Origin of the sequence: Brevibacillus sedimenti (assembly GCF_020923495.1) — a bacterium.
Classification (GTDB): domain Bacteria; phylum Bacillota; class Bacilli; order Brevibacillales; family Brevibacillaceae; genus Brevibacillus; species Brevibacillus aydinogluensis.
Genome location: NZ_CP064048.1, coordinates 896,722 through 912,782 on the forward strand (window position 1 = coordinate 896,722; position 16,061 = coordinate 912,782).

Here is a 16,061-nt window from a genome sequence, read left to right on the forward strand (position 1 = left end):
CAGGCTGTGGGTAACTTGTGAATAAGTTTCACTTTTTTCAGAACGTTCCCAAGCGATATGCAAAACGACACCACGGCGTAACCGGGTGTCGTTATCTTGAAAATCAGGAGAAGAAGGCGGTCAGTTTTTCCCAGAAGAAGAAGCGTACTTCCATATTCGGCTGAACAGCCGTCGTCTCCTTGACGTCTGTTCCCTGCGGGTTTTTGCCGGCTGGCTGCTGCTCCTGCTTCGCGTCGCGATCGGCAGCTTTGTACGGATTGCCCTCTCGCTCGGCAGGCGGTTGATCTGCTGCCATTTCCACGTCGCCCAACCAGCGGGCTTCCAGGTGAGCCAGGCGCCGTTCCGCGAATGCTTCCCATTCGGAATCAACGTCAGCCATCACGGCCGGCAGCGTCTGCTGCGCTGCCGCCTCCATTTGTCCGTCGTCTTGGCCTGACGGCTCAGACTCGGTATCGGGCTCGACGGACGCCGCCTGGACCGCGTCGCCGTTGGACATGTCGATAAAGCAAAGCGGCGGAAACAGGACACACCACCAATTTTGCCCCTTGGCTTCTCCAATGCGGACGCGCAGCGCCTCATAGTCCCCGGCGGGGTACACATACGTCCCGTACAATTTGGTCGGGAACGGAACACGACCGAAATCAACCTCGGCCGGGTAGGAAAACCCCCGCTCCCGGATCGTCTGGTCCACAAGCTGCTGCAATTCCGGCAGCCGGGCAGCCACCACCTGGCGGGCTTCCTCGTAAGAGCGGATCTCCGTGACCCACTCGTTCATCCGTGCGACGATCGCGTCACGCACTTCCCGTTTCAGCCATTGATCCTGCAAGGAATCACTGTTGGCGATAATCCGCAGCCGGATCGACTCTTGAGGGATCGGCCCGTTGTCAAGCACATTGGCCGCCGTAAGCTGTCCCTCCCAGCTCATCATTAACATCAACACACAGAATGCCGCCAACCAGAACCGCTTCATGTTTATCCTACTCCCTTTCTCATACAGTTGCTGCGAATCTCTTTTTCTAGCAACCAGTATGGACGGAATCCAGCGAAAACATACGCACTCTCGCAAAAACATTACGCGATTCTAGCGAAACGTATGCGACTCTGGCAAAACGATCCGACTCTAGCGTAACGTATGCGGAGCTTCCGCGATAAACACAGCGGTTCAAGACGTCTGCGTGACGTACGGCAAACGATCGTGCTGCGCACACGACCACGCTTCTTCAGCGCTGAGAGGAGGGTGTCCCCGCACGCCCGACGACGACCCGCTCGATCCCCGCCAGATCGGGGATGATCTCCACCTCGTCGATCACGCCGCTTTCCTTCATCAGACCGGCAACGTCACGGGACTGATGAATGCCCACTTCAAACGCGACCAGCCCCGGCCGTTTCAGCACTGCAGGCAGCGCCTCGCACAGGCGGCGGTAGCAGTCCAGTCCGTCCGCCCCTCCATCCAACGCCAGCCGGGGTTCGTACGCCCGCACTTCTGCGTCCAGCGTGTCGACCACGGCACTCGGAATATACGGCGGGTTGGAGACCAGAATGTCCACCTGCAGACCTTCCTCCACCAGCGGCTGGGTGAGGTCTCCCTGCAAAAAGCGGACACGTGCGCCCAACTGCTCCGCGTTTTCGCGCGCGATCACGGTAGCATCCGGCGAAAGATCTACCGTGCTCACCTGCCAATGCGGCCGTTCGCAGGCCAGCGTGACACAGATGGCTCCGCTGCCCGTGCCGATGTCTGCGACGACGAGCGGCTGCTCCGACGGCCAGATGTCAGCTGCGTGCCGCAGCACCTGTTCCACCAGAATCTCCGTCTCCGGCCGGGGAATCAGCACGCCGGGACGGACGCGAAAGGGACGGCCGTAAAACTCCTGAGTGCCGATCATGTACTGGATCGGTTCGCGACGTGCCCGGCGCTGACACAGGTCGATCAGGCACGCCAGGGCGTCAGCGGGCATCGGTTCGCCCAAGGAAATCAAATAGCGGGTCCGGTCCCACCCAAGGCAGTGACGGAGCAGCAGTTCCGCTTCAAACGGCGGATCGGCCACGCCCGCCTCGCGTAAAAAGGAAGAAGCCCGTGCCAGGGCTTCCCGTACTGTCGTCACATCCGGCCATTCACGCTGTGCTTGCATGACTCTTCAACAGCTCCGTCTGCTCGTGCATGATCAGGTTGTCGATGACTTCGTCCAATTCGCCTTCCAGAATCGCTTCCAGACGGTGCAGCGTCAGACCGATGCGGTGATCGGTGACGCGGCTCTGCGGAAAGTTGTAGGTGCGAATCCGCTCGCTGCGGTCGCCTGTCCCCACCAGGCTTTTGCGGGTGGCGTCCTGCTCCGCCATCTGCTGCTGCTGATAATAGTCCAGCAGGCGGGCGCGCAGTACGCGCAGCGCCTTTTCCTTGTTGGAGTTCTGCGACTTTTCATCCTGACAGGAAACCACGATGCCGGTCGGAATGTGGGTCACCCGCACGGCCGACTTCGTGGTGTTGACGCTCTGCCCGCCGGCGCCGCTGGAACAGAACGTATCGATGCGGATGTCTTTTTCGTTCAGCTCTACTTCCACTTCTTCCGCTTCCGGCAGCACGAGGACCGTCGACGTGGAGGTGTGAATCCGTCCGCCCGACTCCGTGGCCGGAATGCGCTGCACACGGTGTGCGCCGCTTTCAAATTTCAGCTTGCTGTACGCACCGCGCCCGCTGACGGAAAAGACAATTTCCTTGTAGCCGCCGATGTCCGTCGGGTTGGCTTCCAGCACTTCCACCTTGAAGCCGTGCCGCTCGGCGTAGCGGGTGTACATGCGGAACAAATCGGCTGCAAACAGCGCAGCTTCGTCGCCACCTGCCGCGCCGCGGATTTCCATGATGACGTTCTTCTCGTCGTTGGGATCTTTCGGCAGCAGCAGAATTTTCAAACGGCCCTCAAGCTGTTCCTTGCGCTTGCTCAGGTCGGAAATTTCCATCTTTACCATTTCGCGCATCTCGTCGTCCAGCTTTTCCTCCAGCATCGCCTTGGCATCCTCAAGCTGGCTTACGACCGATTTATATTCACGGTAGACGACCACTGTCTCTTCCAAAGAAGCCTGCTCCTTGGACAGTTCGCGCAGTCGTTTCGTATCGTTGATGACGTCGGGGTCACATAGGAGATTGGTCACTTCTTCATAACGCTCTTCAACCGCAGATAAGCGCTCGAACACTGCATTTCACCCCACCGTTAAAATACTGTCGACTATAACAGATAAATTATAGAGGGAGATGTGGAAAAAGTCAAAACGGCACAAGCAGGCAAACAGGCCCGGCATGGCCGAGCCTTTGGACTTAAGACAAGCGATTGCATCGAAGAAGCTTGGTTTTCAAACAGTGCGGCAAACAAGCCCGACCGAGCCGAACAGCGAGTGACGGGGAGGAGGATCGCCATGCGGCTGTACCCCGCAGCCGGTGCTGGCAGGCAGGGCTGGCATCAGTCCAGCCTGACAAAAGCATCGGGCGGGGAATCAGCGATGGTACCCGTCGTTTGAGGTGATGTGAAAATCGTAGCGCGGCACTTTTTTACGCAGGGCGGCGATCACCTGCTGTTCGATGGACCGGGCCTGCGCTGCCGTGACGTTGGGGATCAAATCCAACGTAACATATGCATTTCCGCCGCTCAGTGTGATTCGTGCGTTTTCCACGCCCGGCACCGATTTGGCCATGGCTTCCATGTTGTCCATATCGATCTGTGTGGAACGCACGTTGCTGTGACCGATAATCATGTTGGGGTTTTGGTTGCGCCCCATCAAGCTGTCCCGATCTTCCAGCGGAGACGCCCCCCGGTCAATGGCGTCATCATTCCGATCGCTTTTGATGGTCGCGTGCTGCTGTGGATCGTAACTTTGCGCGCCGTAGCTTTGCTCCTGGGGCATCGTCCGGCCGCACCCGGCCGTCAGGGGAGATGCCAGCACAACGGCGGCCAGCACGCCCAGAGTACTTTTCCAAAAGGACTGGCATCGCATAAAAAAGCCACCTCCTGTTTGCCTTATTGTGCGCATCGCAGGCGACGGCCATTCACAGGCAAACAGGGGAGGCCTTCACGAGCAGAATCCCTCAAGCGAGGGCCGCCTTCAGTATGCAACCGGCGGGTGGTAGTAGTGGCGGCGGCATACGCTGCTGTACGTGTCATTTCCGCCGATCTCGATCGTCTCTCCGGTGTAAACGGGTCGACCGTCCTTGAACTTGAGGATGTGGGTCGCTTTTTTGTTGCAGTACACACACACGGTCTTGATCTCCTCGATCTTGTCCGCTTCGCACAGCAAATGGGCACTGCCCGGGAACAACTGGTTTTTGAAGTCTTTCAACAGCCCGTACACGATCACCGGGATGTCCAGTTCATCGACAATTTTGACCAACTGTTCCACATGCTGCTTGCCGAGAAACTGTCCTTCATCCACCAGGACGCAGTGCGGGCGGCCCTCCTCACCGGCGACGATCGCAAAGATGTCCGTATCGTCGCTGATCGGAATCGCTTCCCGGCTGATCCCCACACGTGAGGCTACCTTGCCGACACCGTACCGGTCGTCGATGGCCGGGGTAAACACCAGCACTTTTTTGCCTGACTGTTCGTAGTTGTGAGCCACCGTCAATAACTGGATGGATTTGGAAGCATTCATCGCCCCAAAGCGAAAATACAGTTGTGCCACCTGTCTGTCTCCCTTTACGATCATTTTCCCTTCCGAACGATGCCGCTCCGGGCTCCCCCGTCAAGGTCATTCGTCAGGGCTTCTGGCTCTATTGTAGGGGTACATGCCGCGAAACGGAACGTTTTTTGCGCAAAAAAAGCAAAAACCAGGCAGTGATCCCTGCCTGGTTCTTCTTCCCGATTAGGAAAGATTGTATTTGCGTTTGAAACGGTCTACGCGGCCGCCGGCATCGACAAACTTTTGTTTGCCGGTGAAGAACGGGTGGCAGTTGGAGCAAATCTCCACGCGCAGCGCTTGCTTCACGGAGCCGGATTCGAATTCATTGCCGCATGCACATGTTACTTTCACAATGTGATAGTCCGGGTGAATACCTTGTTTCATCCTCATACACCTCTTTTCCGCCCTGAATCGTTTGCCGAAACAGAGTTATATACAAATGCACATACAAGATAGTAGCACGGTTCGAAGCGAAATGCAACAGACTGTCCGCTACGCCATGTTTTTCCGGCGGCGCAGCTCAGCCGGGGGCACGTGCGTAAACGAGCCGATCACGACATCAGGCAGCTCCTGCTGATAGATCTCGATCGCCTGCTTCATCCCGAACACTTCCCCCTTGGCCGGCGGGATCATCGCCAGGTAACTCTCCGGATCGATGTTGAGATTGCGCAGCTGGATCAGCTTGATCCCGGTCCGGCGGATGAAGTTAATCATTGCCTCCATCTCCTCTTCGCGGTCAAAAACGCCCGGGAAACAGAGGTAATTGATCGACGTGTACACGCCCTTGGATGCGGCGTACTCCGCCGAGCGGGCCACGTTTTCCAGCGTGTAGTGGCGCGGCCGGTAGTAGGCGTTGTAGTGTTCGTCAATCGCGCTGATGATGCTGATCCGCATCAGGTCCAATCCGGCGTCCACGATGCCTTTGATGTGATCGGTCAGCCCGGCGTTGGTGTTGATGTTGATGTACCCCATGTCGGTCTGTTCACGGACGCGGCGCATCGCCGGAATGATAATGGAAGCCATCGTGGACGGTTCCCCTTCGCAGCCTTGGCCAAAGCTGATGATGCTCTCCGGCGTCCGCAGGTGATGGAGCATCACCTCGACCAGCTCGTCTTCCGTCGGCTTGAAGTTCATCCGCGTCTGCGGAGACGGGAAACCGCTGTCCTCCGGCTGTTCGGAAATACAGCCGTAACAACCGGCGTTACAGGTGTAGGATACCGGCAGACTGCCCTCCCAGCGGTTGAAAAAGTTATTGGAGGCAGTCAGGCATTCGTATTCCAGCGCACAGTGGGAGAGGTGGCGCAAAATCCGGTTGTTGGGAAACAGCTCCAGTGTCTGCTCAACCCGCTGGCGAAGCTCGTCCATCGGAAAGTTGAGCGGATTCCATTGGTACGGATCATCGCTCTGCCGACCGGCCACCCAGAAGCCGCCGTCTTTCCACACCACGGCCGTGTAGCCGAACAGAGGGAGCTTGCTGTTTTTGTCGGTCTTGATGTAGCCCGGCAGAAGCAGCCGGGTATAACCCTGGGGGATCAGGGCGCCGACCGCCATGCACCCGTCCAGCTTCACCATCTCACCCGTGTCCGGGTCCATGCCGATCGCCACCGTATTGGGCAAACTGACCAGCGTCGCTCCCTCCGGCAGGGGAATCAGTTCGTCCTCCAAAATCTCCGTCAGGATATCGCCGTTACGCGCCACCGCGAGCAGTCCCGGGTGGTCGTAGACGTTGCCGTTTTCGTCTGCGTATACCACATACATTGAAAAATCGCCTCGCTTTATTCGCTCAGCCCATTGTAACGCAACGGCATGTCAATGTAAATGTGAAGGGTTACCTGCTCAAGTAACGCAGCGGATTGATCGGCACGTCGTCCTGCCGCACCTCGAAGTGCAGATGGTACCCGGTGGAATCGCCGGTCCGCCCCATGTAGCCGAGAACTTCCCCCCGCTCCACGTACTGGCCCGGGGAAACGAGAATCTTGCGCATGTGGGCGTAGTAGGTTTGCAGTCCTTCTCCGTGATCGAGAACAACCAAATAACCATAACCGGAACGGCCGCTCCCGGCTTCCACGACGACGCCTTCCTTGGCGGCATGAATGGGGGTCCGCCCCTCGTCCTGATTCCACATGTCAATGCCCTTGTGCATCTTTCCCCAGCGTGTGCCGAAGCCGCTGGTTACGGTCGCCTGTTTGACCGGCCAATCCAGCACGCGGGAACGGCTTGACTGGCGGCTGGCCACCTGTACGGCGCCGCGCCGCTTCTGCCACTCCTTGGTAGTCACCGATTGCGGGTTGGTGACAGGGATCTGGATGGTTTGTCCAATGTAGAGGTTGTCCGACATGAGTCGAAGCAGCGGATTGCGCTCCTGCAGCAGTTCCTTGCTTACGCCGTACCGGCGGGCAATATCGTCCAAGGTTTCGCCGCGGCGGACGGTATGGGTCACGTCGCCCTGACTCAGTTTCAGCTTCATGCCGATTCCCACGAGGTTGGGGTTGGCCAGCCTGTTCAGTTCCACCAGTTGCTTCAGGGACAACCCGTACCGATGAGCAATGCCAGACAGCGTGTCGCCCCGCTGAACCGTATAGGTCATCACATCGCTCCGCTTGGCCGGGGCCGGTTTGGTCAGCGAGGCGTAAGGATTAAACGCTTGAAACAGCACCTGTCCGGCCACATCCTGCATGATCTGTTGCTTCCCGCCCCAATCAGCGGACATTTGCGCGAACTCCACAGCCGCTCCTCCTTTCTGCGGTGCCGCTTCGCCACGGGCCCAGCAGCCGCCGCACGTTCCAGAAACTCTGCTTTTACCGTATGCGGGGGCCCAAAAAAAAATGACGGCAAGTAAATTACCCTGCCGTCACGTTTGCTTGTTTTCCGCGCGTTTTATGCGATTCAAACGTCTGCAAAAATTCTTCGTTGGTCTTGGTCTCCGCCAGTCGCTTGATGAACGAATCGACGAATTCCGGCGTTTCGTTCATGCTTTTGCGAATCGCCCACAGCTTCTCCAACTCTTCTCTGGAAAGCAGCAGTTCTTCGCGGCGGGTGCCCGAGCGGCGAATGTCGATCGCCGGAAAGATGCGGCGTTCCGCCAGTTTGCGGTCCAGGTGCAGCTCCATGTTGCCTGTCCCTTTGAATTCTTCGTAAATCACATCGTCCATGCGGGAGCCCGTCTCCACCAGAGCGGTCGCCAGGATGGTCAGGCTGCCGCCTTCCTCGATATTGCGGGCCGATCCGAAAAAGCGCTTGGGCCGGTGAAACGCGGCCGGGTCAATCCCGCCGGACAGCGTCCGTCCGCTGGGCGGAATCACCAGGTTGTAGGCGCGCGCCAGACGGGTAATGGAGTCGAGCAGAATGACGACGTCCTTTTTGTGTTCCACCAATCGTTTTGCCCGCTCCAACACCAGTTCCGCCACTTTGATGTGGTTTTCCGGCAGCTCGTCAAACGTGGAAGCGACGACCTCCCCCTTGACGGAGCGCTGCATGTCGGTTACCTCTTCCGGCCGTTCATCGATCAACAGGACAAACAGGTGAATGTCCGGCCGGTTTTCCGTAATGCTGTTGGCAATCTCTTTGAGGAGCATGGTTTTTCCCGCTTTGGGCGGCGCGACGATCAGGCCGCGCTGGCCAAGCCCGACAGGGGCGATAAGGTCCATCAGGCGTGCGGAAATGCGCTCCGGAACGGTTTCCAATACGAGTTTGTTTTGAGGGTATAACGGTGTCAAGGCGGGGAAGTGAAGGCGTTCGGCGGCTAATTCGGGGTCTTCTCCGTTTACGGCTTCCACCTGCAGCAACCCAAAATACCGTTCGTTTTCCTTGGGCGGCCGCACCTTGCCGGATACCAGGTCCCCCATCCGCAGATCAAACCGGCGAATCTGCGACTGGGAGATGTAAATGTCCTCCGAGCTGGGGAGGTAGTTGATGGGGCGCAGGAATCCGTAGCCCTCGGGGAGGATTTCCAGCACCCCTTCCATAAACATCAGACCGTCCCGTTCTGCCCTGGCTTTCAGGATGGCAAAGATCAGTTCCTTTTTCTTCAACTGGGAATAGTACGGAATCTGGTATTCCTTTGCCAGCTTGTACAGTTCGGTCAGCTTCTTTTCTTCTAGTTCGGAAAGTAACATGATTCCACCACTCTTTGTATTCTCTTTCTCTATTCTCGTCCGATCGCCGGCTTACAATACCAGGCGGGGTTTGCGCTCCAAGCGGTGGTTTCCTTCGATAAAGCGCACGGTTCCCGTTTTGGCGCGCATGACGACGGAATGGGTCGTGGCGCGCATGCCTTGGAAACGCACGCCCCTGAGCAGTTCACCGTCGGTAACGCCGGTGGCGGCAAAGATGGCGTCATCCCCTTTCACCAGGTCGTCCATGTACAGGACCTGATGCGGATTGGCCAATCCCATTCGCTTGCAGCGTTCGAGCTCTTCTTCGTTTTGCGGCAGCAGCTTGCCCTGAATCTCGCCGCCAAGGCATTTGAGGGCGACCGCTGCCAACACGCCTTCAGGAGCCCCTCCGGACCCGAACAGGATGTCCACGCCCGTGTCGGGAAACGCCGTGTTGATCGCCGCAGCCACGTCCCCGTCGGAAATCAGCCGAATCCGCGCGCCGGCTTCCCTGATCTCGTGGATGATCCGTTGATGGCGGTCGCGATCCAGCACGATTGCCACCAGGTCGCTGATGTCCTTGCCCTGGGCCTGGGCGACTGCCTTCAGGTTATCCTTGATCGGCGCGTTGATGTCCACTTTGCCCACCGCTTTCGGACCGACGGCGATTTTCTCCATGTACATGTCAGGAGCGTGCAGCAGGTTGCCGCGGTCGGCGATGGCGATGACCGAGATGGCTCCCCAGGTCCCTTTGGCAACGATGTTGGTGCCCTCCAGCGGGTCGACGGCTACATCCACGGCCGGCGCCACCCCCTGGCCCAGCTGCTCCCCGATGTACAGCATCGGTGCTTCGTCCATTTCTCCCTCACCGATGACAACAATCCCGTCCATCGGCACGTTTTCAAACTCCTTGCGCATCGCCGTCGTTGCCGCGTCATCGGCCTCGTCTTTTTTGCCGAGGCCCATCCAGCGGGCGGATGCCAGCGCTGCCGCTTCTGTAACACGTACCAGTTCTAGTGTAAGACTGCGTTCCATATCGGAAGACTCCTCTCCTGGCATTTGCTGCGGTTACCGCGGATGGCGCTCCATGCGGGGCAGACCGATCCGTTTCACATCGGCTCCCAGGCTTTGCAGCTTGCTCACCAGATTTTCGTAACCGCGATCAATGTGTTCCAATCCTTCCAACTCCGTCGTGCCCGGCGTGGCCAGCCCGGCAATGACCAGCGCTGCGCCTGCGCGCAGGTCGGAGGCGACCACTTTGGCCCCGTTCAACTGTCTTGTGCCTTCGATGACCGCCGAACGCCCTTCCACTTTCAGGTTGGCCCCCATGCGGCGCAGCTCGTCCACGTGGCGGAAACGGGCGCTGTAAATGTTGTCCGTCACGACGCTGGTGCCTGTGGCCAGCGTCAGCAGGGTCGTGATCGGCTGCTGCAAATCGGTCGGAAAGCCAGGATACGGGCTGGTTTTCACGTCGATGGCGCGGTAAACCTCCCGCCCGTTCACCTGAATGCAGTCGTCCATTTCCAGCACTTCCGCCCCGATCTCCCGCAGCTTGGCCGTGACGGACTCCAGGTGTTTGGGGATGACGTTTTCCAAGGTAACGCTACCCCGCGTCGCGGCTGCCGCGATCATGTAGGTGCCCGCCTCGATCCGGTCCGGGATGATCGTGTGACGGCAGCCCCGCAGGCGTTCCACTCCCTCGATCCGGATGATGTCTGTGCCGGCCCCCTTGATTTTGGCGCCCATGTTGTTCAGCAATGTGGCGACGTCGACGATTTCCGGCTCGCGGGCAGCGTTTTCAATAATCGTCACACCCTCCGCCTTGGACGCAGCCAGCATGATGTTGATCGTCGCTCCGACGCTGACCAGGTCCAGGTAGATGCGCGCGCCTTTTAGGCGGCCGTTTTTGGCGCGAAGGGTCATGACGCCGTTTTGGTTTTCCACCCGGGCTCCCAGCGCTTCAAAGCCCTTGATGTGCAAATCGACCGGGCGCGGACCGAGGTCGCAGCCGCCCGGCAAACCGACATGGGCCTCGCCGAATTTGGCCAGAAGCGCTCCCCACAGGTAGTAGGAAGCCCGCAGCTTCTTGATGCGTCCGTTGGGCATCAGCTTCAGCTGCATCGGACGGCCGTCCACTTCCATCCAGTCGTCCTCGAACAGGACATCCGCTCCCATTTCCTTCAGCAGCTCACAGTAAATCTCCACGTCCTGAATATGCGGCAGATTTTCTATTACGACCGGCCCGTCTGCCAGGAGCGCGGCAGGAATCAGGGCAACGGCGCTGTTTTTGGCTCCACTGATGGAAACCGAACCCTCGAGTCGCTTCCCACCATTGATGATCAGCTTTTCCATGCGTAGCTCTCCTCAGGCGTAATCGGGAAAGAAGCACCTTCCCCAACGGAAAAGGTGCTTAGGCCTTTTACACACTCGTCTGTTTCATGCTTGCCCAGTCCGCGAGAAACTTCTCCAGACCGCTGTCGGTCAGCGGATGAGCAATCAGTTGTTTGAACACTTTATAGGGGATTGTAGCGAAATGAGCGCCGCGGCGTGCCGCTTCCGTCACGTGAACAGGGTGGCGGACAGAGGCGGCGATGATTTCCGTCTCCAGACCGTGAACGGAAAAGATTTCGGCGATGTCTTCGATCAATTGCATGCCGTCGTGGCCGATGTCGTCCAGACGGCCCAGGAACGGGGAAACGTAGGTGGCGCCAGCCCGTGCGGCCAGCAGTGCCTGGTTGGCAGTAAATACCAACGTAACGTTGGTGCGAATTTTCCGCTTGGCGAAGTGCTTGACAGCCTTCAGGCCTTCTGCCGTCATCGGCACCTTGATCACGATGTTCTTGGACAGGGAAGCCAGCTTCTCCCCTTCTTCAATCATGCCCTTGGCGTCCGTGCTGATCACTTCCGCACTGATCGGGCCGTCCACGATGTCGATGATCTCTTTCAACGTCTCGATGAAATCGCGCCCTTCCTTGGCAACGAGGGACGGGTTGGTCGTCACGCCGGACACCACGCCCCACTCGTGAATCTCGCGGATTTCTTCGACGTTAGCGGTATCTATCAAAAAACGCACGATGTGTACCTCCTTGGTTACGCACGGTTGCTGCTTCCGAACAGGCGCATTTTCCCTTTAACGACTTCCTTGATCGCCTCGCGGGCCGGTCCCAGGTATTTGCGCGGGTCAATTTCGTTCGGCTTGGCAGCGAGGATTTTGCGCACCGTTTCGGTGCATGCGACTTGGCTTTCGGTATTCACGTTGATTTTGCCGACGCCCAGGCTGATCGATTTCTTGATCGCTTCATCCGGTACGCCGGAGCCGCCGTGCAGCACGATCGGAGCGCCGATGTTGTTTGCCACTTTTTCGATGATGTCAAAGCGGATTTTCGGCTCCCCTTTGTACATGCCGTGTGCCGTTCCGACAGCAATGGCCAGATAGTCTACTTTGGTTTCTTCCCAGAAGCGGATTGCTTCTTCCGGATTTGCCAGGGTAGCGTCTTCTTCATCCACGGACAGGTCGTCCTCTACCCCGCCGATGGTACCCAGCTCGCCTTCCACGGAAACGCCGACCGCATGGGCAGCCTCGACAACCTTTTTGGTCAGGCGAATGTTCTCTTCATACGGATGGTGAGACCCGTCGAACATCACGGAAGAAAAACCGGCACGGATACATTTCATTACGATGTCAAAGTTGCTGCCGTGGTCCAGGTGCAGGGCAACCGGAACACCTGCGCGCTCTGCCGCCGCTTTGGCCATCGCAACGGTAAACTCAAGCCCCATGTACTTCAGCGCGCCTTCGGATACGCCAAAAATTACCGGGGATTTCTCTTCGATCGCTGCCTCCGTAATCGCTTGCGTAAACTCCAGGTTGTTGAGGTTGAACTGTCCGACAGCGTATTTATGCTTCTTGACGTCTTCAGTAAAAGCGGTCATAGGTACCAGTGGCATTGATATATCCTCCTTAGCAGACTCTGTAACGTGGCCTATTATACCACATGAATTTGCGTGTTAACAGGTACGCTTGTCCGGGGCCCGGGTCCCGGGACCCTGGTGTCGTTAACAAGCCAACTGCTGATGCACAGCCATGCGCAGCTCATCAATGTCAAACGGCTTCGTGAAGTGAGTCAACGCTCCCAGTTGTGTCGCTTCCTTGATCATGTCCAGCTCGCCGTACGCGGTCATCATGATGACCTTGATGTCCTGGTTGATCTTTTTGATGTGTTTTAAAATCTCAATGCCGTCCATGCCGGGGATTTTCATATCGAGGATCACCAGATCAGGCGACTCCTTTTCCACGATCTCCAGGGCCATTTTGCCGTTGGCCGCCTGGAACGTTTTGTAGCCTTCCTTGCCAAGCACCTCGTACAGCAGGATGCGAATGCCGTACTGATCGTCCACAACCAACACTTTTTTCTCCCGTTTATCCTGCATGGTTTTCCTATCCCCCTGCTCAATAGACCGTTTTACTTAAATTACCTTGATTCGCCTAAAATCAGGAAAATCCTGCAACGGCTAGTGGAAAATTTCCCCGGCAGCACCTTTGAAGTATAATGAAGGATAACCATTTTCGACACATGCAAGGTGACTGAACCCGTATGAATACAGTCTGGTTGATTTGCCTGTTTACATTTGTGATCCACGCCACGGAGACGCTTTCGTTCGCCATTCGCCTGGCCGGCGTGCAGACAGCGCGGCTGGCCGTCGCGCTGTCTCTGACTGGCATGGTTCTGCTCGTCTCCCGCACCGCCAACCTGATGCAAAGTCCGTTTACCGGCGGACTGATTGACCGGGCGACCGTCACTCATGCGGATGTGGCCCCCGATCTGCACATGATCATCGGTGCCGCATCGCTGGGCACGCTGGCGGCCATCCTCCTGTTTCCCACCTGCGTCCAGCTCTCAAAGCGGCTGATCGCCCACCTGGAACTGGCCGGCTCCATCCCGCAGATGCTGCGGACATCCGTCACGGTCCACAGCATTCGCCACGTCCGGCATCACATCCGCTTGCCCCGCTGGCGGGCGCTGTCGCGGTTTCGTTTCCGGGGCATCCCCAAACGGCTGCTGCTGCTCAACTGCGTCGTCACCGGCATCTACACGACAAGCATCCTGTCCGTCCTGTACGCGTCGCTGCTCGCCCCTGCTTTCAAGGCGACGGTGCTGATGTCCTCGGGTCTGGTCAACGGCTTTGCCACCATCATCATGACCGTGCTGATCGATCCGCAGGTGGCGCTGCTGACGGACAAGGCCCTGCAGGGACAAGCCCCGACCGAGACGATCCGGGACACGTACCTGTCGCTGATGGTGTCCCGCTTCTTCGGCACGATCCTGGCTCAGTTCCTGCTCGTGCCGGCGGCCCACTGGGTGGCCTGGCTGGCCCCGCTGTTCCATTAGCGATCGCCTGATTGGTGAGACAAGACTGGCATCAGACGAAAACCGTCCGGCGAACGGATCACAGACGGGACGGCGCTGACGCCCTGTTTCCATCCCGGGCCAAAAATCCTGGACAAAAAGACGCACCACCGGAGATCCGAAGGTGCGTCTTTTTTGTTTGGGTACGACCCGCGCCGCTTAGCCCTTGTACGCCAGCGAAGCCTTTACAAATTCGCGGAACAGCGGCTGCGGACGGTTTGGACGGGAGGTAAATTCCGGATGGAACTGCGTAGCCAGGAACCACGGATGGTCCGGAATCTCCACAATCTCCACCAGACGGCCGTCCGGGGAAGTACCTACAAAGCGCATGCCCAGCTTGGCCAACTGCTCGCGGTACTCGTTGTTCACTTCGTAGCGGTGACGGTGGCGTTCGTACACCAGTGTGCTCTGGTACGCCTTTTCGGCCAGGCTGCCCGGCTCCACTTTGGTCGGTCCCAGACCAAGCCGCATGGTGCCGCCCATGTCTTCGATCTCTTTTTGTTCCGGCAGAAGGTCGATGACCGGGTATTTCGTATTCGGATTGATTTCCGAGCTGTTAGCGCCCTCCAGACCGGCCACATGGCGGGCAAATTCGATGACGGCGATCTGCATGCCCAGACAGATGCCCAAAAACGGCACCTTGTTTTCGCGGGCGTAACGGGTGGCGGTAATCTTTCCTTCAATGCCGCGGTCGCCGAATCCGCCCGGCACGAGAATGCCGTTTACGTCGCCCAGCAGTTCATGCACGTTTTCCGGCGTCACTTCTTCGGCGCTCACCCACTTGATCTCCACGTTGCTGTCGTTTGCGTAGCCGCCGTGATAGAGCGCCTCCGCGACGGAGAGGTAGGCGTCGTGCAGCTCCACGTACTTGCCGACAATGGCGATGCGGGTGGTGCGAGACAGATTTTTGATCTTGTTGACCAGTGCTTTCCATTCGGTCATGTCTGCTTCCTGACAGGTGAGCCCCAGGTGGCGGCAGACGTAATCGTCCAGACCCTGTGCCTGAAGCTGCAGCGGCACGTCGTACAAGGTCTCGGCGTCCACGCATTCGATCACCGCGTTTTTGTCGATGTCACAGAACAGCGCCAGCTTGTCCTTCATCTCCTGGGACAGCGGGTGTTCGGTACGGGTGACGATGACATTGGGCTGGATGCCCAGACTGCGCAGTTCCTTGACGCTGTGCTGTGTCGGCTTGGTTTTCATCTCGCCGGCAGCCTTGATATACGGGATCAGGGTGACGTGAATGTACATGACATTTTCGCGACCGATGTCGCTCTTGATCTGGCGGATCGCCTCCAGGAACGGCAGGCTCTCGATGTCGCCCACGGTGCCGCCGATTTCGGTGATGACCACGTCGGCGCCGGTTTCACGTCCCGCACGGAAGACGCGCTCCTTGATCTCGTTGGTAATGTGCGGAATGACCTGAACGGTGCCGCCCAGATAGTCGCCGCGGCGCTCCTTGGCGATGACGGCGGAGTAGATTTTCCCGGTGGTCACGTTGGAGTTGGCGCTCAGGTTGATGTCGATGAAGCGCTCGTAGTGCCCCAGGTCCAGGTCCGTTTCCGCCCCGTCATCGGTGACGAACACTTCGCCGTGCTGATACGGGCTCATCGTACCCGGGTCGACGTTGATGTACGGGTCAAATTTTTGGATCGTTACCTTTAGGCCCCTGTTTTTCAGCAGTCGGCCCAAGGAAGCGGCAGTAATTCCTTTTCCCAACGAGGATACAACCCCGCCTGTCACAAAAATGTACTTGGTCATGATTTACGTCCCCTCTTTCCCCTGTTGCGTGATGATTGTACAGATAAACAACGATGAAGACGGCTCCAAAAAAAGAAAAAACAAAAGCGGTTCCCACCCCGATCCAGCTCGGGCAGGGGGCACTTTTGTTTTGTAG

General features: G+C 58.0%; 16 protein-coding genes. 1 reads left to right on the forward strand and 15 read right to left on the reverse strand.

Translation table 11 applies throughout. The features are described from left to right. Positions 1 to 103: 103 nt before the first annotated feature. From spoIIR to IRT44_RS04325, 14 genes are all read right to left on the reverse strand, one after another. Positions 104 to 970, reverse strand: a complete 867-nt coding sequence (gene spoIIR / locus IRT44_RS04260; RefSeq protein ID WP_171564070.1) for a stage II sporulation protein R — start codon at positions 968 to 970, stop codon at positions 104 to 106. A gap of 250 nt (positions 971 to 1,220) precedes the next feature. Beyond that, entirely contained in the window at positions 1,221 to 2,129 is a 909-nt protein-coding gene (prmC, locus tag IRT44_RS04265; protein WP_230077514.1) for a peptide chain release factor N(5)-glutamine methyltransferase, read from the reverse strand. Beyond that, positions 2,113 to 3,189 carry a peptide chain release factor 1 gene (prfA, locus tag IRT44_RS04270; protein ID WP_171564066.1) on the reverse strand — a complete coding sequence of 359 codons (1,077 nt, stop codon included), beginning with the start codon at positions 3,187 to 3,189 and terminating at the stop codon, positions 2,113 to 2,115. Before prfA ends, prmC begins: the two co-directional genes overlap by 17 nt. Before the next feature lie 297 nt (positions 3,190 to 3,486). Further along, positions 3,487 to 3,984, reverse strand: coding sequence for a sporulation protein (locus IRT44_RS04275; RefSeq protein ID WP_171564065.1), 498 nt, complete (start codon positions 3,982 to 3,984; stop codon positions 3,487 to 3,489). 108 nt (positions 3,985 to 4,092) lie between these two features. Continuing rightward, entirely contained in the window at positions 4,093 to 4,668 is a 576-nt protein-coding gene (locus tag IRT44_RS04280; protein ID WP_171564064.1) for a thymidine kinase, read from the reverse strand. A gap of 180 nt (positions 4,669 to 4,848) precedes the next feature. Then, a complete protein-coding gene (gene rpmE / locus IRT44_RS04285; protein WP_171564063.1) occupies positions 4,849 to 5,049 on the reverse strand; it encodes a 50S ribosomal protein L31 in 201 nt (66 codons plus the stop codon). A 108-nt stretch (positions 5,050 to 5,157) separates the two neighbouring features. Further along, positions 5,158 to 6,423, reverse strand: a complete 1,266-nt coding sequence (locus tag IRT44_RS04290) for a radical SAM family protein (RefSeq protein ID WP_171564062.1) — start codon at positions 6,421 to 6,423, stop codon at positions 5,158 to 5,160. Between the two features lie 70 nt (positions 6,424 to 6,493). Continuing rightward, on the reverse strand, positions 6,494 to 7,390 hold the full coding sequence (locus tag IRT44_RS04295; protein WP_171564061.1) for a peptidoglycan DD-metalloendopeptidase family protein: 897 nt from the start codon (positions 7,388 to 7,390) through the stop codon (positions 6,494 to 6,496). A 115-nt stretch (positions 7,391 to 7,505) separates the two neighbouring features. After that, positions 7,506 to 8,780, reverse strand: a complete 1,275-nt coding sequence (gene rho / locus IRT44_RS04300; protein ID WP_171564060.1) for a transcription termination factor Rho — start codon at positions 8,778 to 8,780, stop codon at positions 7,506 to 7,508. A 51-nt stretch (positions 8,781 to 8,831) separates the two neighbouring features. Further along, positions 8,832 to 9,794: a class II fructose-bisphosphatase gene (gene glpX, locus IRT44_RS04305; protein WP_171564059.1), complete on the reverse strand. Its 963-nt coding sequence runs from the start codon at positions 9,792 to 9,794 to the stop codon at positions 8,832 to 8,834. Positions 9,795 to 9,827: 33 nt separating this feature from the next. Then, the gene (locus IRT44_RS04310) at positions 9,828 to 11,111 is read right to left on the reverse strand and encodes a UDP-N-acetylglucosamine 1-carboxyvinyltransferase (RefSeq protein ID WP_171564058.1); all 1,284 of its coding nucleotides are present in this window, start codon (positions 11,109 to 11,111) and stop codon (positions 9,828 to 9,830) included. Between the two features lie 67 nt (positions 11,112 to 11,178). Further along, positions 11,179 to 11,832 carry a fructose-6-phosphate aldolase gene (gene fsa, locus IRT44_RS04315; RefSeq protein WP_171564057.1) on the reverse strand — a complete coding sequence of 218 codons (654 nt, stop codon included), beginning with the start codon at positions 11,830 to 11,832 and terminating at the stop codon, positions 11,179 to 11,181. A 17-nt stretch (positions 11,833 to 11,849) separates the two neighbouring features. After that, complete coding sequence (fba, locus tag IRT44_RS04320) at positions 11,850 to 12,704, reverse strand: class II fructose-1,6-bisphosphate aldolase (protein WP_171564056.1); 855 nt, start codon at positions 12,702 to 12,704, stop codon at positions 11,850 to 11,852. A gap of 108 nt (positions 12,705 to 12,812) precedes the next feature. Further along, positions 12,813 to 13,187, reverse strand: a complete 375-nt coding sequence (locus IRT44_RS04325) for a response regulator (RefSeq protein ID WP_029100404.1) — start codon at positions 13,185 to 13,187, stop codon at positions 12,813 to 12,815. Between the two features lie 164 nt (positions 13,188 to 13,351). On the opposite strand from IRT44_RS04325, the gene IRT44_RS04330 reads away from it, so the two are divergent. Continuing rightward, positions 13,352 to 14,146, forward strand: a complete 795-nt coding sequence (locus IRT44_RS04330) for a lipid II flippase Amj family protein (protein WP_171564055.1) — start codon at positions 13,352 to 13,354, stop codon at positions 14,144 to 14,146. Between the two features lie 177 nt (positions 14,147 to 14,323). Here the strand turns inward: IRT44_RS04330 and IRT44_RS04335 are convergent, their stop codons facing one another. Then, a complete protein-coding gene (locus tag IRT44_RS04335; protein WP_171564053.1) occupies positions 14,324 to 15,925 on the reverse strand; it encodes a CTP synthase in 1,602 nt (533 codons plus the stop codon). Positions 15,926 to 16,061: the final 136 nt, after the last annotated feature.

Excerpts from the sequence above, each read along its gene's own strand:
- spoIIR (WP_171564070.1), bottom strand. The coding sequence starts at position 970 with ATGAAGCGGTTCTGGTTGGCGGCATTCTGTGTGTTGATGTTAATGATG.
- prmC (WP_230077514.1), bottom strand. The coding sequence starts at position 2,129 with ATGCAAGCACAGCGTGAATGGCCGGATGTGACGACAGTACGGGAAGCC.
- IRT44_RS04275 (WP_171564065.1), bottom strand. The coding sequence starts at position 3,984 with ATGCGATGCCAGTCCTTTTGGAAAAGTACTCTGGGCGTGCTGGCCGCC.
- rpmE (WP_171564063.1), bottom strand. The coding sequence starts at position 5,049 with ATGAAACAAGGTATTCACCCGGACTATCACATTGTGAAAGTAACATGT.
- IRT44_RS04290 (WP_171564062.1), bottom strand. The coding sequence starts at position 6,423 with ATGTATGTGGTATACGCAGACGAAAACGGCAACGTCTACGACCACCCG.
- rho (WP_171564060.1), bottom strand. The coding sequence starts at position 8,780 with ATGTTACTTTCCGAACTAGAAGAAAAGAAGCTGACCGAACTGTACAAG.
- glpX (WP_171564059.1), bottom strand. The coding sequence starts at position 9,794 with ATGGAACGCAGTCTTACACTAGAACTGGTACGTGTTACAGAAGCGGCA.
- IRT44_RS04310 (WP_171564058.1), bottom strand. The coding sequence starts at position 11,111 with ATGGAAAAGCTGATCATCAATGGTGGGAAGCGACTCGAGGGTTCGGTT.
- fba (WP_171564056.1), bottom strand. The coding sequence starts at position 12,704 with ATGCCACTGGTACCTATGACCGCTTTTACTGAAGACGTCAAGAAGCAT.
- IRT44_RS04325 (WP_029100404.1), bottom strand. The coding sequence starts at position 13,187 with ATGCAGGATAAACGGGAGAAAAAAGTGTTGGTTGTGGACGATCAGTAC.
- IRT44_RS04330 (WP_171564055.1), top strand. The coding sequence starts at position 13,352 with ATGAATACAGTCTGGTTGATTTGCCTGTTTACATTTGTGATCCACGCC.
- IRT44_RS04335 (WP_171564053.1), bottom strand. The coding sequence starts at position 15,925 with ATGACCAAGTACATTTTTGTGACAGGCGGGGTTGTATCCTCGTTGGGA.